A 19,854-nucleotide genomic window follows, 5' to 3' on the forward strand; every position below is an offset into this window, starting at 1 on the left:
GGCTGCGCCCCGGACCCCGTTGCGCTCAAACGCCGCGCGGGCTGGAATTCCGCTGAGCGAAACCAGCCCCGCCGGCGTTTGAGGCGCGGGGGGCTGGGGGCGGAGCCCCCGGAAGGGGTCCGGGCACGGCCCGGGGAACGGTGGAAGGGCGGGCAGGGGATCACGCCCCGCGCAGCGGCGCACCCACGGCCGGCCCCACCCCTCAGCCGATGTCCGGCGGGTCGATCCGGATGCGGATCGGGTCCCCCGCCTGCGCGCCCCGCGCCATACGGGCGGCCTGCGCCGACTTCAGCGCGGCGGCCAGCGCCGCCCCGCTCCCCGGAGGGACCCGCACCAGCACCCGTTCCCCCGGCGAGGACTCCCCCCGCCGCCCCGGCAGCGGTACGGGACCCAGTACCTCCGCGTCCGCCGGCAGCTCCACCGCTTCGAGGAAGGCCTCCAGCGCCTCCCCCCGGCCCGCCACCGCCGCCATCCGGGACACCGGCGGGAAGCCCAGCTGGGCCCGCTCGGCCAGTTCCCGTACGGCGTGCCCGACCGGGTCCCAGCGGACCAGGGCCTGCACGGGCCGCAGCGTCGGCTCGGCGACGACCACCACCTGCCCGTCGGCGCGGACCAGCGAGGCGGCGGCGATCCAGCGCCGCAGCGCCTCCTCCCCCGCCCGCAGGTCGGGCCGGCCGAGCATCGCCCAGCCGTCCAGCAGCAGCGCGGCCGCGTACCCGGCGCCCGCCGCGACCGGCTCGGCGCCCGGGGTGCACACCACCAGCGCGGGCCGGTCGGACACCTCGTCCAGCACGTGGTCCCGCCCGGAGGTGCGCACCGGCACGGCGGGAAAGGCCCGGCCCAGCTCCTCGGCGGTCCGCCGCGCGCCCACCACCTGGGCCCGCAGCCGGAACGAGCCGCACTCCTGGCAGTGCCACGCGCTCTCGGCCCGCCCGCACCAGCCGCAGTGCAGGTCCCGCTCGTCGGGGGCCTCCAGCGGCCCGGCGCACACCGTGCAGCGGGCCGGCGTCCGGCAGCGCTCGCACGCCAGCCGGGGCACGTACCCGCGCCGGGGCACCTGGACCAGTACGGGCCCGCTCTTCAGGCCCTCCCGCACGGTCTCCCAGGCCAGGCTCGGCAGCCGCGCCGCGCGGGCCGCACCGTCGCGGGCCAGCAGCTCGTCCCCGACGGTGCGGATGCGGGGCGCGGCGGCCCGTACGGTCTCCCGGTCCGCGACGAGCGGCCTGGCCCAGCCGGACTCCACCAGCTGGGCGGCCTCCACGGTGCAGCTGGTGCTCCCGGCCAGGAAGCCGCAGCCGTCGCTGACCGCGCGCAGTTCCAGTACCTCGCGGACGTGCGGGAAGGGGGCGTGGATGTCGCCGTGGCTGGAGTCGCCGTCGTCCCAGACCGCCACGAGCCCGAGGTCCCGTACGGGGGCGAACATCGCCGCCCGGGTGCCGACCACGGCGCGGACCGAGCCCCGGCTCACCGCGAGCCACTGCCGGTAGCGCTTCTCGGGGCCGGAGTCGGCGGTCAGCAGCGCGTGCCGCCCCTCGCCCAGCAGGGCCGTGAGAGCGGCGTCGACCCGGGCGGCGGTGCGCCCGTCGGGCACCACCGCGAGGGCCCCGCGCCCGGAGGCGAGGGTGGCGGCCATGGCCCGGGCGAGCTCGTCCGCCCAGCCGGGGCCGGGCAGCGCCGTCCACACCGCGCGGGGGGTGCCGCCGGTGGCCAGGGCGCGCAGGAAGGCGGGCCCGGCACCGTAGCGCGTCCAGCCGCCGGGCTCGGGCGCGGCGGGCGGGGGCAGCGGTTCGGGCGAGGGCCTGGCCTCGGCGCGGGCGCTGCGCGGGGGCAGGGCCAGCTGGAGCACGTCGGCCAGGGAGCCGGCGTACCGGTCGGCGACGGCCCGGGCGAGGGCCAGCATGCGGGGCCCGAGGACCACCTCGGGCGAGACGACCTGGGCGAGGGCGGCCAGGGCGCCGTCGTAGTCGGACTCGGCGCGCCGTTCCACGATGAAGCCGTCGATGAGCCCGCCGCCCTCGCGGCGGCCGCCGTGCACCCGGTGCCCGCCCGCGCCGAAGCGGACCCGGACGCGCACGCCGGGCTGGGCGGCCTCGGACAGCTCGGCGGGTACGGCGTAGTCGAAGAGCCGGTCGAGGTGGAGCACGCCCTTGTTCACGAGGACCCGGGCGACGGGCAGCTCTTCGGCCACGGCGGCCCCGCGCCAGGTGCGCGGCTTGGCCTTGGGCGCCTTGGCCTTCGCCTCGGCGACCATCTCCCGGATCAGGGCGAGCTGTTCCGGCTGGGACTCGTTCGCGCTGCTCACACAGGCATTCTGGCAAACCCCACTGACAGCGAACGGCCCCGGACCGTGGTGGTCCGGGGCCGTTCGCGTCGTTCTGCTACCGCTTACAGGCCGGCGGCGGCGCGCAGCGCGTCGACGCGGTCGGTGCGCTCCCAGGTGAAGTCCGGCAGCTCACGGCCGAAGTGGCCGTACGCGGCGGTCTGGGCGTAGATCGGGCGCAGCAGGTCGAGGTCGCGGATGATCGCGGCCGGGCGGAGGTCGAAGACCTCGGCGATGGCGTCCTCGATCTTCTGGACGTCGACCTTGGCGGTGCCGAAGGTCTCGACGAAGAGGCCGACGGGCTCGGCCTTGCCGATGGCGTACGCGACCTGGACCTCGCAGCGCGCGGCCAGGCCGGCGGCGACGACGTTCTTGGCGACCCAGCGCATCGCGTACGCGGCGCTGCGGTCGACCTTCGACGGGTCCTTGCCGGAGAAGGCGCCGCCGCCGTGGCGGGCCATGCCGCCGTACGTGTCGATGATGATCTTGCGGCCGGTCAGGCCGGCGTCGCCCATCGGGCCGCCGATCTCGAAGCGGCCGGTCGGGTTCACCAGCAGCCGGTAGCCCTCGGTGTCCAGCTTGATGCCGTCCTCGACGAGCTGCGCGAGCACGTGCTCGACGACGAACTCGCGGATGTCGGGCGCGAGGAGCGAGTCGAGGTCGATGTCGGCGGCGTGCTGCGAGGAGACGACGACCGTGTCGAGGCGGACCGGCTTGTCACCGTCGTACTCGATGGTGACCTGGGTCTTGCCGTCGGGGCGCAGGTACGGGATGGTGCCGTTCTTGCGGACCTCGGACAGGCGGCGCGAGAGGCGGTGCGCGATGTGGATCGGCAGCGGCATCAGCTCGGGCGTCTCGTCCGTCGCGTAGCCGAACATCAGGCCCTGGTCGCCCGCACCCTGCTTGTCGAGCTCGTCCTCGTCGCCCTCGACCCGGGACTCGTAGGCCGTGTCCACGCCCTGAGCGATGTCGGGGGACTGGGCTCCGATGGACACCGACACGCCGCAGGAGGCGCCGTCGAAGCCCTTCTTGGACGAGTCGTAGCCGATCTCGAGGATCTTGTCGCGGACGAGCTGGGCGATCGGCGCGTAGGCCTTGGTCGTCACCTCGCCCGCGATGTGCACGAGACCGGTCGTGATGAGAGTCTCCACGGCCACACGCGAGGTCGGGTCCTCGGTGAGGAGCGCGTCGAGGATCGTGTCGCTGATCTGGTCAGCGATCTTGTCGGGGTGACCCTCGGTCACGGACTCCGAGGTGAACAGGCGACGGGACACAACGCTCCCTGGGGTTGCAGCGGCTGCTGGCTGATCATTTGGCGGAACCACACCGGGGGCTGCGCCCGATCACGTTCCAAGTGCAGTTTATCGGTCGCCACCGTCCGCCGGACCACCCGTCTCGCCCAGTGGGAGCCGTGTGACCTGCGGCACTCCATTCTTACGCACGGAACTACCGGCGAGAAGGGAAACGCTCAGGCGCGGCGAAGATCACGTCGGGGCGCGAGTCGCGGGGCGACCTGGTCCCAGATGATTTCCGCCAGCACTTCCTTCGGACCATACGGTACGGGAGTCTCCGCTCCGTCCGAAGCGAGGATGACGGCCTCGTTCTCCTCGGAACCGAAGGTCTTGGACTCGCCGACCTCGTTGACCACGAGGAGGTCGCAGCCCTTGCGCAGGAGCTTCGCCCGGCCGTTGGCGAGCACGTCGTCCGTCTCGGCGGCGAAGCCGACGACGATCTGGCCCTCCACGGCCCGCTCGGCGGAGACCTCCGCGAGGACGTCGGGGTTCCGTACGAGGGCCACGGGCTCGGGGTCCTGCCCGTCCTTCTTCTTGATCTTGCCGTCGGCGTACACGGCGGGGCGGAAGTCGGCCACGGCGGCGGCCATCACCACGGCGTCGGCGTCCGCGGCGGCCTCCAGCACCGCCTCCCGCAGCTGGAGGGCCGTGCCCACCCGTACGACGTCCACCCCTGCGGGGTCGGGCAGCGCGGTGTTGGCGGCGACCAGGGTGACCCGGGCTCCGCGCGCGGCGGCGGTGCGGGCGAGGGCGTAGCCCTGCTTGCCCGAAGAGCGGTTGCCGAGGAAGCGCACGGGGTCCAGCGGCTCGCGGGTGCCGCCGGCGCTGACGACCACGTGCCGCCCGGTGAGGTCGGGCTCCGCGGCGCCCCGGGCGAGGACCCTGCGGCAGACCTCGAAGATCTCCTCCGGGTCGGGCAGCCGGCCCTTGCCGGTGTCCTTGCCGGTCAGCCGGCCGACGGCCGGCTCGATGACGACCGCGCCGCGGCGGCGCAGCGTGGCGACGTTCTCCTGGGTGGCGGGGTGCTCCCACATCTCGGTGTGCATCGCGGGGGCGAAGACCACCGGGCAGCGGGCCGTGAGCAGGGTGTTCGTCAGGAGGTCGTCGGCCAGCCCGTGGGCGGCCTTGGCCAGCACGTCGGCGGTGGCGGGGGCGACGACGACGAGGTCGGCCGCCTGGCCGATGCGCACGTGGGGCACCTCGTGGACGGTCTCCCAGACCTCGGTGGAGGCCGGGTTCCCGGAGAGCGCGGCCCAGGTGGCCTCGCCGACGAAGTTCAGGGAGGCCGCCGTGGGCACCACTCGTACGTCGTGCCCGGACTCGGTCAGCCGGCGCAGCAGCTCACAGGCCTTGTAGGCGGCGATGCCGCCGCTGACGCCCAGCACGACCTTCGGCTTGTCCACCACGTACTCCCCATCGACGATTCGCGTACGACACCTATGACACACCACAGGCCCGGCAGATGTTCTGCCGGGCCTGTGGTGAAGGAATTCTCAGCTGTGCTTCCGAGCCCTACTGGGCCGGGGCCTCGATGGCCTCGGAGGTCAGCAGACCCGCGTTGATCTCGCGCAGCGCGATCGAAAGCGGCTTCTCGTGGACGTGGGTGTCCACCAGCGGGCCGACGTACTCGAGCAGGCCCTCACCGAGCTGCGAGTAGTACGCGTTGATCTGACGCGCACGCTTGGCCGCGTAGATCACGAGGCTGTACTTCGAGTCCGTGGCCTCGAGCAGCTCGTCGATCGGCGGGTTGATGATGCCCTCGGGCGCGGTGATGGAAGAGGACACGCTCTACCTTCCGAAGATGGGTGAAGATCGATATGAAAACGATCAAACAACTTTCATCAAGGCTAGCAGCTCACGCGCCACGTCCTCGACGGAGGTGTTCACCAGGGTGGTGTCGAACTCGGACTCGGCAGCCAGTTCGATCTTGGCACTTTCCAGCCGGCGCGCGATGACCTCGGGCGACTCGGTGCCGCGGCCGGTGAGGCGGCGGACCAGTTCGTCCCAGCTCGGCGGGGCCAGGAAGACCAGCTGTGCGTCGGGCTTGGACTCGCGGACGAGCCGGGCGCCCTGGAGATCGATCTCCAGCAGCACCGGTTCGCCGTTGTCCAGGCGTTCCAGTACCGCGCCGCGGGGTGTGCCGTAGCGGTTGCCCGCGAACTCGGCCCATTCCAGCAGCTCGCCGTTGGCGATCAGCTTGTCGAACTCGTCGTCGTTGACGAAGAAGTAGTGGACTCCGTGTCGCTCACCGGGCCGCGGCTTGCGGGTGGTGGCCGACACCGAGAGCCACACCTCGGGGTGGACCTTGCGCATATGCGCGACGACCGTGCTCTTGCCGACCCCCGAGGGGCCGGAGAGCACGGTCAGCCGCGGACGAACCTCTGCTGCCATAGAGCGATTATCCAGGTTCTCGGGACTGCCTGAGAACGCCGGGAGAACCTCGGGCGACGCCTCAGGCGCCGCTACCGCCGAACTCGCGCTCCAGAGAGGCGATCTGGTTGGAGCCGAGACCTCGGACACGCCGGGACTCGGAGATGCCGAGGCGCTCCATGATCTGCTTGGCGCGGACCTTGCCGACGCCGGGCAGCGACTCGAGAAGGGCGGAGACCTTCATCTTTCCGATGACGTCGTTCTCCTGACCCGTCTTGATGACGTCGTGGAGGGAGGCGCCGGAGTGCTTGAGTCGATTCTTCACCTCGGCCCGCTCCCGGCGAGCCGCGGCGGCCTTTTCGAGCGCTGCTGCGCGCTGTTCAGGGGTAAGGGGCGGAAGAGCCACGCCTACGTCACCTCGGATGTCGAACTGTCGGATACGGACCGGCGGGGAGCCCGTGGGCACCACGCCACGCGAGGTCCCGAACAGCGATGGAATTCGCTCGCTGCTCGTTCACTCTGGTCGGAGACTAGCGGCCAAGGCCGCTCCAGTCAGCGAGAACGGACGAAAAGTCCTGGTCAGCCTCCACTGAACCGTACATCACAGACATATCGCCCCGGTTTTGTCCGGGGAAAGACGTTCGATTTTCGAGATCCCGTGTGCACGCGCCGGTCCGGCACCCCGCACATCAGCCCGCGACGGCCTCGCGCACCTCGTCGGCGAAGCGCTTCGCGGAGGCGCGCAGGGCGGCGGCGTCCGGACCGTGCTTCAGGACCCCGCGCGAGACGTTCGGGACCACGTTGGCGACCGCGGCGCCGAAGACGGCCGGCAGGTCGGCCGCGGTCGCGCCCTGGGCACCGATGCCCGGGGCCAGCAGCGGGCCGTTGATGTCCAGGTCGAAGGAGGACAGGTCGCCCAGCGTGGCACCCACCACCGCGCCGAAGGAGCCCATGGGCTCGGCGCCCGCGTTCTCCGCCGCCAGGTGGGCCAGCATGGTCGCGCCGATCGAGCGGCCGTCCTCGCGGACCGCGCGCTGGACCTCCGCGCCCTCCGGGTTGGAGGTCAGGGCCAGGACGAAGAGGCCGGCGCCCGACGCGCGGGCCAGCTCCACGGCCGGGGCGAGCGAGCCGTAGCCGAGGTACGGGGAGACCGTCAGCGCGTCCGAGAACAGCGGGGAGGCCGGGTCCAGGAAGGCCGAGGCGTACGCGGCCATCGTGGAGCCGATGTCGCCGCGCTTGGCGTCCATGACCACCAGGGTCCCGGCGGCGCGTGCGTCGGCGACGGTCCGCTCCAGCACCGCGACGCCCTTCGAACCGAAGCGCTCGAAGAAGGCGGCCTGCGGCTTGAAGACGGCGACGGAGTCGGCCAGGGCCTCGACGACGGCGCGGGAGAACCTCTCCAGGCCCGCGATGTCGTCCGCCAGGCCCCAGGAGGCCAGCAGGGCGGCGTGCGGGTCGATCCCCACGCACAGGGGCCCCCGGGCGTCCATGGCGGCACGCAGACGGGTTCCGAACGGGGTCACAGGGCTCACAGCGCGGCCTTTCGGGTCTCGGCGCCCACGGCCTCGGCCAGGGTCGCGTACGGGCTGGCGGCCAGGCGCGCGGCCAGGCCCTTGTGGATGGCGCGGGCGTAGAACGGGCCCTCGTAGATGAAGGCGCTGTAGCCCTGGATGAGGGTGGCGCCCGCCAGGATGCGCTGCCAGGCGTCCTCGGCGTTCTCGATGCCGCCGACGCCCACCAGGACGAGGCGGTCGCCGACGCGCGCGTACAGGCGGCGCAGGACCTCCAGGGAGCGTTCCTTGACCGGGGCGCCGGACAGTCCGCCGGTCTCCTTCACCAGGGCCGGGTCGGACTTCAGGCCCAGGCCCTCGCGGGCGATGGTGGTGTTGGTGGCGATGATGCCGTCCAGGCCCAGTTCGAGGGCGAGGTCGGCGACGGCGTCGACGTCCTCGTCGGCGAGGTCCGGGGCGATCTTGACCAGCAGCGGGACGCGGCGGTCGGTGACCGCGCGGTCCGCGGCCTCGCGCACGGCGGTGAGCAGCGGCCGCAGGGACTCCGTGGCCTGGAGGTTGCGCAGGCCCGGGGTGTTCGGCGAGGAGACGTTGACGACGAGGTAGTCGGCGTGGCGGGCCAGGCGCTCGGTCGAGACCACGTAGTCGGCGGCGGCCTCGGCCTCCGGCACCACCTTGGTCTTGCCGATGTTGACGCCCACGACGGTCCGGAAGACGGGGTTGCGGGCGGCCAGGCGGGCGGCGACGGCGGCCGAGCCCTCGTTGTTGAAGCCCATGCGGTTGATCAGCGCCCGGTCGGGGACCAGGCGGAAGAGCCGCTTCTTGGGGTTGCCGGGCTGCGCCTGGCCGGTGACGGTGCCGATCTCGATGTGGTCGAAGCCGAGCATCGACATGCCGTCGATGGCCACGGCGTTCTTGTCGAAGCCGGCCGCGAGCCCGAAGGGGCCGTGCATCCGCAGGCCGAGGGCCTCCGTGCGCAGGGACTCGTACCGCGGCGCCAGGGCGGCCGCGACGAAGGTGCGCAGCACCGGGGTGCCGGCGGCGAGGCGGATCCAGCGGAAAGCCGTGTAGTGGGCCCGCTCCGGGTCCATCCGCTTGAAGACCAGGTTGAAGAACAGTTTGTACATCGTCCGAAAAGTCCCTTCTGCGCTCACGAAGAGGGGGACACCCGGCGCGGTTCGCGCGTCCGGTGTCCCCCTCTCGCTTACTGGCTGCTAGTCGCGGGCGGCGTTGAGGTGCTCCGCGTGCTCCTGGAGGGAGCGCACGCCGACGTCACCGCGGTTGAGCGCGTCGATGCCCTGGACGGCGGCGGCGAGCGCCTGGACCGTGGTCAGGCACGGGACGCTGCGCGCCACGGCGGCGGTACGGATCTCGTAGCCGTCGAGGCGGCCGCCGGTGCCGTACGGGGTGTTGACGATCAGGTCGACCTGGCCGTCGTGGATGAGCTGGACGATGGTCTTCTCGCCGTCCGGGCCCTCGCCCTCGCTGAGCTTGCGCACCACGGTGGCGTTGATGCCGTTGCGGCGCAGCACCTCGGCGGTGCCGGAGGTGGCGAGCAGCTCGAAGCCGTGGGCGACGAGCTCGCGGGCCGGGAAGATCATCGAGCGCTTGTCGCGGTTGGCGACGGAGATGAACGCGCGGCCCTTGGTCGGCAGCGGGCCGTAGGCGCCGGCCTGCGACTTGGCGTACGCCGTGCCGAAGACCGAGTCGATGCCCATGACCTCGCCGGTGGAGCGCATCTCCGGGCCGAGGACGGTGTCCACGCCGCGGCCGTGGATGTCGCGGAAGCGCGACCACGGCATGACGGCCTCCTTGACGGAGATCGGCGCGTCGAGCGGCAGCGTGCCGCCGTCGCCGGCCTTGGGCAGCATGCCCTCGGCGCGCAGCTCGGCGATGGTGGCGCCGAGCGAGATGCGGGCGGCGGCCTTCGCGAGCGGGACGGCGGTCGCCTTCGAGGTGAAGGGGACGGTCCGGGAGGCGCGCGGGTTGGCCTCCAGGACGTAGAGGATGTCGCCCGCCATCGCGAACTGGATGTTGATCAGGCCGCGGACGCCGACGCCCTTGGCGATGGCCTCGGTGGAGGCGCGCAGGCGCTTGATGTCGAAGCCGCCGAGGGTGATCGGGGGCAGGGCGCAGGCCGAGTCGCCGGAGTGGATGCCGGCTTCCTCGATGTGCTCCATGACGCCGCCGAGGTAGAGCTCGGAGCCGTCGTAGAGGGCGTCGACGTCGATCTCGATCGCGTCGTCGAGGAAGCGGTCGACCAGCACGGGGCGGGTCGGGGAGATCTCGGTGGACTCCGCGATGTACGACTCCAGGCGGGTCTCGTCGTAGACGATCTCCATGCCGCGGCCGCCGAGCACGTAGGACGGACGGACGAGGACCGGGTAGCCGATCTCGTCGGCGATCGCCTTCGCGCCCGCGAAGGTGGTGGCGGTGCCGTGCTTGGGCGCGGGCAGCCCGGCGTCGGCGAGGACCTGGCCGAAGGCGCCGCGGTCCTCGGCGGCGTGGATGGCCTCCGGGGAGGTGCCGACGACCGGCACGCCGTTGTCCTTGAGCGCCTGGGCGAGACCCAGGGGGGTCTGGCCGCCGAGCTGGACGACGACACCGGCGATCGGGCCGGCCAGCGACTCTGCGTGGACGATCTCCAGCACGTCCTCGAGCGTCAGCGGCTCGAAGTACAGGCGGTCGGAGGTGTCGTAGTCCGTCGAGACGGTCTCGGGGTTGCAGTTGACCATCACGGTCTCGTAGCCGGCGTCGCTGAGCGCGAAGGAGGCGTGGACGCAGGAGTAGTCGAACTCGATGCCCTGGCCGATGCGGTTCGGGCCGGAGCCCAGGATGATCACCGCGGGCTTGGTGCGCGGCGCGACCTCGGACTCCTCGTCGTAGGACGAGTAGAAGTACGGGGTCTTCGCGGCGAACTCGGCGGCGCAGGTGTCGACCGTCTTGTAGACCGGGCGGACCCCGAGGGCGTGGCGGACCTCGCGGACGACGTCCTCGCGCAGGCCGCGGATCTCGGCGATCTGGGCGTCGGAGAAGCCGTGGCGCTTGGCCTCGGCGAGCAGCTCGGGGTGGAGCTTCTCGGCGGCGGCGAGCTCGTCCGCGATCTCCTTGATCAGGAAGAGCTGGTCGACGAACCAGGGGTCGATCTTCGTGGACTCGAAGACCTCCTCCTGGGTGGCGCCGGCGCGGATGGCCTGCATGACGGTGTTGATGCGGCCGTCGGTCGGGCGGACCGCGGTGGCCAGCAGCTCTTCCTTGTCGCCGGGCTCGCCGACGAAGGTGAACTGGGAGCCCTTCTTCTCCAGGGAGCGCAGGGCCTTCTGGAGGGCCTCGGTGAAGTTGCGGCCGATGGCCATGGCCTCGCCCACCGACTTCATGGTGGTGGTGAGGGTGGCGTCGGCGGCGGGGAACTTCTCGAAGGCGAAGCGCGGGGCCTTGACGACGACGTAGTCGAGGGTCGGCTCGAAGGAGGCCGGCGTCTTCTCGGTGATGTCGTTCGGGACCTCGTCCAGCGTGTAGCCGATGGCCAGCTTGGCGGCGATCTTGGCGATCGGGAAGCCGGTGGCCTTCGACGCGAGCGCCGAGGAGCGCGAGACGCGCGGGTTCATCTCGATGACGATGACGCGGCCGTCGACCGGGTCGATCGCGAACTGGATGTTGCAGCCGCCGGTGTCGACGCCGACCTCGCGGATGATCGCGATGCCGATGTCGCGCAGCCGCTGGTACTCGCGGTCGGTCAGGGTCATCGCCGGGGCGACGGTGATCGAGTCACCGGTGTGCACGCCCATCGGGTCGAAGTTCTCGATGGAGCAGACGACGACCACGTTGTCCTTGGTGTCGCGCATCAGCTCCAGCTCGTACTCCTTCCAGCCGAGGATGGACTCCTCCAGGAGCACCTCGGTGGTCGGGGAGAGCGTGAGGCCCTGGCCGGCGATGCGGCGCAGCTCCTCCTCGTCGTGGGCGAAGCCGGAGCCGGCACCGCCCATCGTGAAGGAGGGGCGCACGACGACCGGGTAGCCGCCGAGGGTGTCGACGCCCTTGATGACGTCGTCCATCGAGTGGCAGATGACCGAGCGGGCGGACTCGCCGTAGCCGATCTTGGCCTTGACGGCCTCGACGACGCCCTTGAAGAGGTCGCGGTCCTCGCCCTTGTTGATGGCCTCGACGTTGGCGCCGATGAGCTCGACGCCGTACTTCTCCAGCACACCCTGCTCGTGCATGGAGATGGCGGTGTTCAGGGCCGTCTGGCCGCCGAGGGTCGGGAGCAGCGCGTCGGGGCGCTCCTTCGCGATGATCTTCTCGACGAACTCGGGGGTGATCGGCTCGACGTACGTGGCGTCGGCGATCTCCGGGTCGGTCATGATCGTCGCGGGGTTGGAGTTCACCAGGATGACCCGCAGGCCCTCGGCCTTGAGGATGCGGCAGGCCTGGGTGCCGGAGTAGTCGAACTCCGCGGCCTGGCCGATGACGATCGGGCCGGAGCCGATGACCAGGACGGACTGGATATCGGTGCGCTTAGGCACGCTCGGCCTCCATCAGAGAAACGAAGCGGTCGAAGAGGTACGCGGCGTCGTGCGGGCCCGCGGCCGCCTCGGGGTGGTACTGGACGGAGAAGGCCGGCTGGTCGAGCAGCTGGAGGCCTTCCACGACGTTGTCGTTCAGGCAGACGTGGGAGACCTCGGCGCGGCCGTAGGGGGTCTCGGACACCTTGTCGAGGGGCGCGTCGACGGCGAAGCCGTGGTTGTGCGCGGTGACCTCGACCTTGCCGGTGGTGCGGTCCTGGACCGGCTGGTTGATGCCGCGGTGGCCGTACTTCAGCTTGTAGGTGCCGAAGCCGAGCGCGCGGCCCAGGATCTGGTTGCCGAAGCAGATGCCGAAGAGGGGGGTCTTGCGCGCGAGGACGCCCTGCATGACGGAGACGGGGCCGTCGGCGGTGGCCGGGTCGCCCGGGCCGTTGGAGAAGAACACGCCGTCGGGGTTGACCGCGTACACGTCCTCCACGGTGGCGGTGGCGGGCAGCACGTGCACCTCGATGCCGCGCTCGGCCATCCGGTGCGGGGTCATGCCCTTGATGCCGAGGTCCACGGCGGCGACGGTGAACTTCTTCTCGCCGATCGCGGGGACGACGTACGCCTCCTTGGTGGCGACCTCGGCGGAGAGGTCGGCGCCCTTCATCTGGGGGGCCTCCTGGACGCGGGCCAGCAGGGCCGCGTCGTCGGCGATGGCCTCGCCCGAGAAGATGCCGACGCGCATGGCGCCGCGCTCGCGCAGGTGGCGGGTCAGGGCGCGGGTGTCGACGCCGCTGATGCCGACGACGCCCTGCTTGACGAGCTCCTCGTCCAGCGAGCGCTGCGAGCGCCAGTTGGAGGGGACGCGCGCGGGGTCGCGGACGACGTAGCCGGAGACCCAGATGCGGGAGGACTCGGGGTCCTCGTCGTTGACGCCGGTGTTGCCCACGTGCGGGGCGGTCATCACGACGACCTGGCGGTGGTACGACGGGTCGGTGAGGGTCTCCTGGTAGCCGGTCATGCCGGTGGAGAACACGGCTTCGCCGAAGGTCTCCCCCACTGCGCCGTAGGCGCGGCCGCGGAAGATCCGGCCGTCCTCCAGGACGAGTACGGCGGGAGCTTTGGCTGCTCCCCTGGTGGAGGTCGTCATCGTTCGGCGCCTTCCGTCGTGATGGATTGGTTCATGGAGTTGATCGCTTCGACCCAGGCCGCGTGTTCGGCGGCCCGGTCGGAGCGGAATCCGGAGTCGATCAGCTTGTCGCCGTGCGCCCATGTGACGACGAGCAGACCGCCCTCGGTGAGTACCTTGCCCGCGATTCCCTTGTCGAGGCGGGCGCCGCGCAGCTGCGCGGCCGGTACGAAGAAGTCGGTTGCCCCCGGACGGACCACGTCGAGGCCGGTGTCGGTGAGGGTGAGCTCGACCCGGCTGCGGACTCCGAGCCCGTGGGCGACGATCCGGTCGAGCCACTGCCCGGCGGTGGTGGACCCGTGGTACCGGCCGGTCAGGGCCAGCCGGTGCTCGGGGAGACCGCCGGGGGCGGCGGGCAGCTCGGGCAGATCACTCTGCAGAGCGCCGCGCCATTTCCAGCCCTGCCGCATCAGCCAGTACACGAACGCGATGAAGACGAGCAGACCGATCACCCACGCGATGCGGGCGCCCCAGTCCGTCACCTCCGCCGACTGTCGCTCGGCGGCCTCGGCGGCCAGTTGGATTACTGCAGGTGTCACGCCAGTTTCCCGTCCACGACCGTTGCCCGGCCCCGCAGGAAGGTGTGAGTGACGCGTCCCGGCAGCTCACGGCCCTCGTAAGGCGTGTTGCGGCTGCGGGAGGCGAAGTGTGCGGGGTCCACGACACCACGGTACGAGGTGTCGACCAAGGTCAGGTTCGCGGGTTCACCTGCCGAGACGGGCCGGCCGTGCCCCGCGAGGCTGCCGATGCGCGCCGGAGCGTGCGACATGCGCTCCGCGACGCCCTCCCAGTCGAGCAGTCCGGTCTCCACCATCGTCTGCTGGACGACGGAGAGCGCGGTCTCCAGGCCCACCATGCCCATGGCGGCGGCGGCCCACTCGCAGTCCTTGTCCTCGTGCGGGTGCGGGGCGTGGTCGGTGGCGACGATGTCGATCGTGCCGTCGGCGAGCGCCTCGCGCAGGGCCATCACGTCGCGCTCGGTGCGCAGCGGCGGGTTGACCTTGTAGACCGGGTTGTACGAGCGCACGAGCTCGTCGGTGAGGAGCAGGTGGTGCGGGGTGACCTCGGCGGTGACGTCGATGCCGCGGGACTTGGCCCAGCGGACGATCTCGACGGATCCGGCGGTGGAGAGGTGGCAGATGTGCACGCGGGAGCCGACGTGCTCGGCGAGCAGCACGTCGCGGGCGATGATCGACTCCTCGGCGACGGCGGGCCAGCCGCCGAGTCCCAGCTCGGCCGAGACGATGCCCTCGTTCATCTGGGCGCCCTCGGTGAGGCGGGGCTCCTGGGCGTGCTGGGCGACGACGCCGCCGAAGGCCTTCACGTACTCCAGGGCGCGGCGCATGATCACCGCGTCGTCCACGCACTTGCCGTCGTCGGAGAAGACGGTGACGCGGGCGGCGGACTCGTGCATGGCGCCCAGCTCGGAGAGCTTCTTGCCCTCCAGGCCGACGGTGACGGCGCCGATGGGCTGCACGTCGCAGTAGCCGGACTCCTTGCCCAGGCGCCAGACCTGCTCGACGACGCCGGCGGTGTCGGCGACCGGGAAGGTGTTGGCCATGGCGAAGACGGCCGTGTAGCCGCCGGTGGCGGCGGCGCGGGTACCGGTGAGGACGGTCTCGGAGTCCTCACGGCCGGGCTCGCGCAGGTGGGTGTGGAGGTCCACGAGGCCGGGGAGGAGGACCTGGCCCTCGGCCTCGATCACCTGGGCGCCCTCGGCGGACAGCCCGGTGCCGACCGCTGCGATGGTCTCGCCGTCGATCAGGACGTCCTGCGTCTCGCCGCCGAGGACCTTCGCGCCGCGGATAAGGATCTTGCTCATGGTTACTTGTTCTCCTCGGTGCGGGCGGAGCTGGTGGTGACGGCGGGCTCGGAGCCTCCGAGCAGCAGGTACAGGACGGCCATGCGGATCGAGACGCCGTTGGCGACCTGCTCGACGACCGTGCAGCGGTCGGAGTCGGCGACCTCGGCGGTGATCTCCATGCCGCGGACCATGGGACCGGGGTGCATGACGATGGCGTGCTCGGGCATCTTGGCCATGCGCGCGGCGTCCAGGCCGTAGCGGCGGGAGTACTCGCGCTCGGTCGGGAAGAAGGCGGCGTTCATCCGCTCTCGCTGCACACGCAGCATCATGACCGCGTCGGTCTTCGGCAGCACCTCGTCGAGGCTGTACGAGACCTCGCAGGGCCAGGTCTCGACGCCGACCGGCACCAGGGTCGGCGGGGCCACCAGGGTGACCTCGGCGCCGAGGGTGTGCAGCAGGTCGACGTTGGAGCGGGCCACGCGGCTGTGCAGGACGTCGCCGACGAGGGTGATCCGGCGGCCGTCGAGGCCCTTGCCGAGCCCGGCGTCCCGGCCGACCAGGCGGCGGCGCATGGTGAACGCGTCGAGCAGGGCCTGGGTGGGGTGCTGGTGGGTGCCGTCGCCGGCGTTGATCACCGGGGCGTCGATCCAGCCGGAGTTGGCGAGCCGGTAGGGGGCGCCGGAGGCGTGGTGGCGGATGACCACGGCGTCCACGCCCATGGCCTCCAGGGTCTGGGCCGTGTCCTTGAGGGACTCGCCCTTGGAGACGCTGGAGCCCTTCGCGGCGAAGTTGATGACGTCGGCGGAGAGGCGCTTCTCGGCGGCTTCGAAGGAGATCCGGGTACGGGTCGAGTCCTCGAAGAACAGGTTGCAGATGGTGAGGCCGCGCAGGGTGGGCAGCTTCTTTATCGGCCGGTCGGCGACCCGGGCCATCTCCTCGGCGGTGTCGAGGATCAGGACGGCGTCGTCGCGCGTGAGGTCGGCGGCCGAGATGAGGTGGCGCTTCATCTGGGTGCTCCGTAAGTCGGGAGGGCAGGCAGGCGGGGCTGACGGGTGTGCGGGCAGGGCAGACCTCGGCACGGGCCCCCCGCGAGGGGTCCCGTACGCGCGGGGGTTACTGCCCTGCTGCCTGGGCGGTCCGCTGGCCGAGCAGCACGGCGTCGCGGCCGTCCTCCTCCTGGAGCTGGACCTTGACGGTCTCGCGCAGCGAGGTGGGCAGGTTCTTGCCCACGTAGTCGGCGCGGATCGGGAGTTCGCGGTGGCCGCGGTCGACGAGGACCGCGAGCTGGACGGCGCGGGGGCGGCCGATGTCGCCGAGTGCGTCGAGGGCGGCCCGGATGGTGCGGCCGGAGAAGAGGACGTCGTCGAGGAGGACCACCAGGCGGCCGTCGATGCCGTCGCCGGGGATCTCGGTGCGGCCGATCGCCCTCGCGGGCTTCAGGCGCAGGTCGTCGCGGTACATGGTGATGTCGAGGGAGCCGACCGGGATCTTCGTCCCGGTGATCTCCTCCAGCTTGGCGGCCAGCCGGCGGGCCAGGTACACACCGCGGGTGGGGATGCCGAGGAGCACCACGTCGTCGGCGCCCTTGGCGCGTTCGACGATCTCGTGGGCGATGCGCGTCAGGACCCGGGCGATGTCCTGCGCCTCCAGAACGGGGCGCATTTCCTCGTCGGCCGAGACCTGGGAAGTCTTGCTGTCCATGAAAAGGACCTCCTTCTCCGCCTCACGGGACGGACCTTAAAGGACGTCTGATGTACGCCGTCCACGGTACCAGGGACGGAGGCGGACCCTCGCACCGGGGCCCGTCGGCACCCCTCGTAAGAGGGCGTGGAAGAGCATTCGGCTTGACGCATCCACGTAACGCTGCGTAACCTCACAGTGAGTTACCAGCCGCGCGGCGGAGCCGCATGGTCTCCATGTAGTCACAGCGTCACAGCGTCCGGGAGCGTTATGTCCAGCGAATACGCCAAACAGCTCGGGGCCAAGCTCCGCGCCATCCGCACCCAGCAGGGCCTCTCCCTCCACGGAGTCGAGGAGAAGTCCCAGGGCCGTTGGAAGGCCGTCGTGGTCGGTTCCTACGAGCGCGGGGACCGCGCCGTGACCGTCCAGCGCCTCGCCGAGCTGGCGGACTTCTACGGGGTTCCGGTCCAGGAACTGCTGCCGGGCACGACCCCCGGCGGTGCGGCCGAGCCGCCGCCGAAGCTGCGCCTCGACCTGGAGCGCCTGGCGGGCGTCCCCGCCGAGAAGGCCGGCCCGCTCCAGCGCTACGCGGCGACCATCCAGAGCCAGCGCGGCGACTACAACGGCAAGGTGCTGTCGATCCGCCAGGACGACCTGCGCACCCTGGCCGTCATCTACGACCAGTCCCCCTCGGTCCTGACCGAGCAGCTCATCAGCTGGGGCGTCCTGGACGCCGACGCGCGTCGCGCCGTGGCCCACGAGGACATCTAGTCCCAGGGGATCCGTCCAGGCTCAGCAGAAACGTTACCGGCGGGTGCCGGCGCCCCAGGGCGCCGGCACCCGCCGGTTTTTCGTCGGTCGACCGGCAGAAGTCCGAACCGGACCTCTCGGGACCGGTACGACGGCCGGAGAACGGCGGAGGGCCCGTGGCGCGCATGCGCCGCGGGCCCTCCGCTCAGCCGTCCGGCTCCGGGCTATTCGCCCCGGCGCAGACTCGGCTTCAGGTCCTTGAAGCGGGCCAGCAGGCCGTTCACGAACGCGGGCGAGTCGTCCGTGGAGAACTCCTTGGCCAGCTGCACGGCCTCGTCGATCGCCACGACGTCCGGGGTCTCGTCGACCCAGATCAGCTCGTAGGCACCCAGGCGCAGGATGTTCCGGTCGGCGACCGGCATGCGGTCGAGCTCCCAGTCCACGGCGTAGGTGACGATCAGGTCGTCGATGCGGTTCACCTTGTCGGCGTAGCCCTCGACGAGGTCCATCGTGAAGGCGCTGACCGGCGGCTGCCGGTCGTCCGACCGCGAGTGGCGGATCCAGTCCGCGAGGACCTCGCGCACGGGCACGCCGCGCTGGTCGGCCTCGAAGAGGATCTGGAAGGCGCGCTTGCGCGCGTTGCTCCGGGCAGCCACGGTTAGCTGTTCACCCGGCCGAGGTAGGCGCTGGTGCGGGTGTCGACCTTGATCTTCTCGCCGGTGGTGACGAAGAGCGGGACCTGGATCTCGTGGCCGGTCTCCAGCTTGGCGGGCTTGGTGCCGCCGGTGGAGCGGTCGCCCTGGACGCCCGGGTCCGTGTGCTCGATGGTCAGCTCGACGGCGGCCGGGAGCTCGACGTAGAGCACCTCGCCCTCGTGCTGGGCCACGGAGGCGGTGAAGCCCTCGATGAGGAAGTTGGCGGCGTCGCCGACGGCCTTGCGGTCGACCATCAGCTGGTCGTAGGTGCTCATGTCCATGAAGACGAAGTAGTCGCCGTCCATGTACGAGAACTGCATGTCACGCCGGTCGATCGTGGCGGTGTCGACCTTCGTGCCGGCGTTGAAGGTCTTGTCGACGACCTTGCCGGAGAGCACGTGCTTGAGCTTGGTGCGCACGAAGGCCGGGCCCTTGCCGGGCTTGACGTGCTGGAACTCGACGACGGACCAGAGCTGGTCACCGTCGAGCTTGAGCACCATGCCGTTCTTGAGGTCGTTCGTGGAAGCCACGGTTGCGGAATCTCCTGCACTGGAAGACCACGGATGCGCGCACGGTCCGGCGGTTCGGACTAGAGCGCGAGCAGCTCCTTGGTCGTAATGGTGAGTAGCTCGGGACCGCCGTCCGCCTCGGGGCGCACGACGAGCGTGTCATCGATCCGGACACCTCCCCGGCCGGGGAGGTGAACCCCCGGTTCGACGGTGACCGGCACGCAAGCGTCCAGTTTACCCATTGCCGTAGGTGCAAGCTGCGGGTCCTCGTCGATTTCGAGACCGACCCCGTGTCCCATCCATCCCGCCAGGGCCTCGCCGTGCCCCGCCGAGTCCAGTACGGACCGTGCCGCGTGGTCCACGTCGCGGTACGCGGCGCCCGGCAGCAGGGCCTGCCGGCCCGCCCGCTGGGCGGCGAACACCAGGTCGTAGAGCTCGATCTGCCAGTCGGCCGGAGTGGTGCCGATCACGAAGGTGCGGCCGATCTCGCAGCGGTAGCCCCGGTAGTTGGCGCCGAGGCAGACGGAGAGGAAGTCGCCCTCCTCGACCCGCCGGTCGGAGGGCCGGTGCCGGGAACGTCCCGAGTGCGGGCCGGTACCCACGGAGGTCGGGAACGCCGGGCCGTCCGCGCCGTGGTCGACGAGCCGGCGCTCCAGCTCCAGCGCCAGGTGGCGTTCCGTACGGCCCACCAGGATCGACTCCAGGAGCTCGCCGAGGGCCTGGTCGGCGATCTCCGCGGCGATCCGCAGGCAGGCGATCTCCTCCTCGTCCTTGACCAGCCGCTGCTGCTCCACCGCCGTGCCGAGGTCGGCCAGCCGCAGCCTGGGCGCGACCGAGTGCACGGCCCGGTGCCGGCCGACGGTGAGGTGGTGCTCCTCCACGGCGAGGGAGTCGGCCCGGCCGGAGGCGGCCAGGTCGGCGGCGGCCACGGCCGGATCCGCGCCGGGGGCGGGCAGTACGCAGACCCGCAGCCCCTCGTCGAGCCGCCCCTCCTCCGCCTCGCCGGTGGGCGCCCCGGGGCAGAACAGCACGTCCTCGGCGGGCCCGACCAGCAGGACGGCGCCCAGCGGGGACGCCCCGGCGAGGTAGCGGACGTTCGCCGGACGCGTGACCAGGGCGGCGGAGTTGCCCGCGGCGGCGCAGCGCTCGCGGAGCAGGCCCCTGCGGGCCTCGTACACGTCTGACATGTCTTCGAGCCTACGAGCGCACCGCTCATCCGGCCCGGC

General features: G+C 71.5%; 18 protein-coding genes. 1 reads left to right on the forward strand and 17 read right to left on the reverse strand.

The annotated features are described in order from the left end of the window. Window positions 1-202: 202 nt before the first annotated feature. The 14 genes from ACZ597_RS21270 to pyrR all read right to left on the reverse strand — a co-directional run bounded on the left by ACZ597_RS21270 (window position 203) and on the right by pyrR (window position 16,695). Window positions 203-2,302, reverse strand: coding sequence for a primosomal protein N' (locus ACZ597_RS21270; RefSeq protein ID WP_471332326.1), 2,100 nt, complete (start codon window positions 2,300-2,302; stop codon window positions 203-205). An 83-nt stretch (window positions 2,303-2,385) separates the two neighbouring features. Beyond that, window positions 2,386-3,594 carry a methionine adenosyltransferase gene (metK, locus tag ACZ597_RS21275; RefSeq protein WP_125817760.1) on the reverse strand — a complete coding sequence of 403 codons (1,209 nt, stop codon included), beginning with the start codon at window positions 3,592-3,594 and terminating at the stop codon, window positions 2,386-2,388. A 194-nt stretch (window positions 3,595-3,788) separates the two neighbouring features. Beyond that, the gene (gene coaBC / locus ACZ597_RS21280) at window positions 3,789-5,015 is read right to left on the reverse strand and encodes a bifunctional phosphopantothenoylcysteine decarboxylase/phosphopantothenate--cysteine ligase CoaBC (protein WP_471332329.1); all 1,227 of its coding nucleotides are present in this window, start codon (window positions 5,013-5,015) and stop codon (window positions 3,789-3,791) included. Between the two features lie 109 nt (window positions 5,016-5,124). After that, on the reverse strand, window positions 5,125-5,397 hold the full coding sequence (gene rpoZ, locus ACZ597_RS21285) for a DNA-directed RNA polymerase subunit omega (protein ID WP_004948662.1): 273 nt from the start codon (window positions 5,395-5,397) through the stop codon (window positions 5,125-5,127). Between the two features lie 42 nt (window positions 5,398-5,439). Beyond that, window positions 5,440-6,003, reverse strand: coding sequence for a guanylate kinase (gmk, locus tag ACZ597_RS21290; RefSeq protein ID WP_471332332.1), 564 nt, complete (start codon window positions 6,001-6,003; stop codon window positions 5,440-5,442). A gap of 61 nt (window positions 6,004-6,064) precedes the next feature. Next, complete coding sequence (locus tag ACZ597_RS21295) at window positions 6,065-6,388, reverse strand: integration host factor (RefSeq protein ID WP_030234009.1); 324 nt, start codon at window positions 6,386-6,388, stop codon at window positions 6,065-6,067. Window positions 6,389-6,671: 283 nt separating this feature from the next. Further along, on the reverse strand, window positions 6,672-7,514 hold the full coding sequence (gene pyrF / locus ACZ597_RS21300; RefSeq protein ID WP_471332334.1) for an orotidine-5'-phosphate decarboxylase: 843 nt from the start codon (window positions 7,512-7,514) through the stop codon (window positions 6,672-6,674). Continuing rightward, complete coding sequence (locus ACZ597_RS21305) at window positions 7,511-8,620, reverse strand: quinone-dependent dihydroorotate dehydrogenase (RefSeq protein WP_471332337.1); 1,110 nt, start codon at window positions 8,618-8,620, stop codon at window positions 7,511-7,513. Before ACZ597_RS21305 ends, pyrF begins: the two co-directional genes overlap by 4 nt. 87 nt (window positions 8,621-8,707) lie before the next feature. Further along, window positions 8,708-12,016, reverse strand: coding sequence for a carbamoyl-phosphate synthase large subunit (gene carB / locus ACZ597_RS21310; protein WP_405981620.1), 3,309 nt, complete (start codon window positions 12,014-12,016; stop codon window positions 8,708-8,710). Next, the gene (gene carA / locus ACZ597_RS21315; RefSeq protein WP_471332341.1) at window positions 12,009-13,151 is read right to left on the reverse strand and encodes a glutamine-hydrolyzing carbamoyl-phosphate synthase small subunit; all 1,143 of its coding nucleotides are present in this window, start codon (window positions 13,149-13,151) and stop codon (window positions 12,009-12,011) included. The genes carB and carA overlap by 8 nt, the downstream gene beginning before the upstream one ends. Then, window positions 13,148-13,729: a PH-like domain-containing protein gene (locus ACZ597_RS21320; RefSeq protein ID WP_471332343.1), complete on the reverse strand. Its 582-nt coding sequence runs from the start codon at window positions 13,727-13,729 to the stop codon at window positions 13,148-13,150. Before ACZ597_RS21320 ends, carA begins: the two co-directional genes overlap by 4 nt. Beyond that, window positions 13,726-15,012 carry a dihydroorotase gene (locus ACZ597_RS21325; RefSeq protein ID WP_471332346.1) on the reverse strand — a complete coding sequence of 429 codons (1,287 nt, stop codon included), beginning with the start codon at window positions 15,010-15,012 and terminating at the stop codon, window positions 13,726-13,728. The genes ACZ597_RS21320 and ACZ597_RS21325 overlap by 4 nt, the downstream gene beginning before the upstream one ends. 2 nt (window positions 15,013-15,014) lie before the next feature. Further along, entirely contained in the window at window positions 15,015-16,001 is a 987-nt protein-coding gene (locus ACZ597_RS21330) for an aspartate carbamoyltransferase catalytic subunit (RefSeq protein WP_471332348.1), read from the reverse strand. A gap of 106 nt (window positions 16,002-16,107) precedes the next feature. Beyond that, window positions 16,108-16,695: a bifunctional pyr operon transcriptional regulator/uracil phosphoribosyltransferase PyrR gene (gene pyrR / locus ACZ597_RS21335; protein ID WP_471332351.1), complete on the reverse strand. Its 588-nt coding sequence runs from the start codon at window positions 16,693-16,695 to the stop codon at window positions 16,108-16,110. Between the two features lie 249 nt (window positions 16,696-16,944). Here pyrR and bldD point away from each other — a divergent pair, with 249 nt between their 5' ends. After that, entirely contained in the window at window positions 16,945-17,445 is a 501-nt protein-coding gene (gene bldD, locus ACZ597_RS21340) for a transcriptional regulator BldD (protein ID WP_007263032.1), read from the forward strand. 203 nt (window positions 17,446-17,648) lie between these two features. Here the strand turns inward: bldD and nusB are convergent, their stop codons facing one another. Genes nusB through ACZ597_RS21355 form a run of 3 tightly spaced genes read right to left on the reverse strand, consistent with a single transcriptional unit; the run spans window position 17,649 to window position 19,815 of the window. Then, a complete protein-coding gene (gene nusB / locus ACZ597_RS21345; RefSeq protein ID WP_427707325.1) occupies window positions 17,649-18,080 on the reverse strand; it encodes a transcription antitermination factor NusB in 432 nt (143 codons plus the stop codon). Window positions 18,081-18,082: 2 nt separating this feature from the next. After that, a complete protein-coding gene (gene efp, locus ACZ597_RS21350; RefSeq protein ID WP_007263034.1) occupies window positions 18,083-18,649 on the reverse strand; it encodes an elongation factor P in 567 nt (188 codons plus the stop codon). A gap of 59 nt (window positions 18,650-18,708) precedes the next feature. Further along, window positions 18,709-19,815 carry an aminopeptidase P family protein gene (locus ACZ597_RS21355; protein ID WP_471332355.1) on the reverse strand — a complete coding sequence of 369 codons (1,107 nt, stop codon included), beginning with the start codon at window positions 19,813-19,815 and terminating at the stop codon, window positions 18,709-18,711. Window positions 19,816-19,854 lie beyond the last annotated feature (39 nt).

Source organism: Streptomyces sp. NPDC040718 (assembly GCF_055593565.1).